The sequence below is a fragment of the Enterococcus sp. RTP21361st1_A6_RTP21361_211029 genome, assembly GCF_040910045.1.
Classification (GTDB): domain Bacteria; phylum Bacillota; class Bacilli; order Lactobacillales; family Enterococcaceae; genus Enterococcus_D; species Enterococcus_D gallinarum.
Genome location: NZ_JBDGBK010000193.1, coordinates 1 through 1,664, shown reverse-complemented (window position 1 = coordinate 1,664; position 1,664 = coordinate 1). Strand labels below are relative to the sequence as shown.

General features: G+C 52.4%; 1 protein-coding gene and 1 tRNA gene. One reads left to right on the top strand and one right to left on the bottom strand.

Features of this window, described 5'->3' with window-relative positions; all coding sequences use genetic code 11:
• Positions 1–396: 396 nt before the first annotated feature.
• On the bottom strand, positions 397–591 hold the full coding sequence (locus AB5Z52_RS16935; protein WP_071477989.1) for a hypothetical protein: 195 nt from the start codon (positions 589–591) through the stop codon (positions 397–399).
• Positions 592–1,519: 928 nt separating this feature from the next.
• Here AB5Z52_RS16935 and AB5Z52_RS16930 point away from each other — a divergent pair.
• Positions 1,520–1,611, top strand: a tRNA-Ser gene (locus tag AB5Z52_RS16930).
• Positions 1,612–1,664: the final 53 nt, after the last annotated feature.

Genomic DNA, 1,664 nt, shown 5'->3' with positions numbered 1-1,664 from the left:
GACTAGGATTTCGCGCTCACTTCCAGTGAGGCACCACTCCCGGTTTCGCGCTCACTTTCAAATGAGGCACCTCGCGTCGCAAGAAGATATCGAGATATCTCCATGTCTGCCACCATAAGTGGCAACGTCCATAGCGGGGACAATTCCATGCCGGATACCCGCTCTCTTATCCTCACTAGCCCGGTAGGCTAGACGCCGGTAGACGCAACTCATTTATGCAACCTTGTTTGACGTACTCTCACTACGCAGATTACAACCGACTTTCGGCAACACTTTTTAGTTATCAATGAGCATGTCCGCCTGATTACCCGCCGCTCACTATGAGTTTTGGATAGAGGGGACTAAGTGCGCGACTAGGGACTTGCACCCTAGCGTTAGCCACTATGGCCGCGCTGATTACTTGTTGAGGTCATTCCACACGTTGTCAAACTTGCGGTATAGCTCGGCGGGGTATTCCTCGTTGTCGTCCATCTCGATACCGAGGGACATGGCCGTGAGGTCAAGCACGTTGTCATAGGTGCAGGGCTTACATACCGTGGCCAGGTCTACCGCCGCTCTAAAGGCCTTGGCTTTAATCTCCGTGGTGTTCATCTCGTGGTTCCTTTTTTGTCGTTCCGTGGTTGATAGCTATCACTATACATGCACCCCATACGGAGTGCAAATCGGTATCGCAAACCACCACCATAACCATTGCAATTACTAGCGTTTACCGGCGTGTCGAAACCTGTGAAACATGACGAAAAACCGTGAGTATATACCTTATATACCCAATAAAGGCTTAACGAGAATATTCTCAATAATAAATATCAGAAAACAAAACCTGAGTCCACCACACTCAACTCTCGAAAGTTGAGCCACGACACACCAAGATTGACAAACCACACCACACTGCTATCATTCTTCGCCCACACACGGGCACGACCACACAACAGCCAGGACAGCCCCACACCCACCACACACAGCACACGGCCACATCACGGCCACACGGATAGGGCTAGCCACGCCACGACCGCACGACCACACACACCACGCATAGGCACGCGCCGCCCACACACACCCATACGCACGCCCACGCACACACCCGCGCGACACCACCACCAACGAGTAGACACGCCCACATAGGGCCGGGAGGGGTACCCCCACCCAATAAAAAACAAGGCCGCTAGGTGTCTGGTTTCGCCCGTGAATGCCGTTCCCAGACTTTTTTGAATTAGCGTGACATGGTGTGTCACACCAATGATTGCAACGGTTTTCGGGCTGTCGCCTTTTCTGGTTTCTGTGCAACGCTTGTTGCAACGCTTGGTATGAGTAGACTGTCGTGTAGATAGATTGTCGGGGATTGGAGCGAGGCTCAGGTTCCCGACATATTGTTATCCACCCCGCATGCCATTGGCGTCAGGGTTTTCTGTATTTGCCGCACCTTGAAATTGTCATCAATACAACTACTACTAATTAATGCGTAGGCCGTTGGCTCACGTGGGGTTGCATTGACGTCGTTTTCTTGAACCGGGTGCGGTTTGGATGGTTGGCAGAGTCCGGCTGATTGCAGCGGCTTGCTAAGCCGCCGAACGTCGTTTTGGCGTTCCGCGAGTTCGAATCTCGCACCATCCGCGAAGTATCGAGGGTCGCTCCCTTGATGCTTTATGAGGTTGGCTGAATAAACC

Coding starts and splice junctions, on each gene's coding strand:
- AB5Z52_RS16935 (WP_071477989.1), bottom strand. CDS start 591: ATGAACACCACGGAGATTAAAGCCAAGGCCTTTAGAGCGGCGGTAGAC.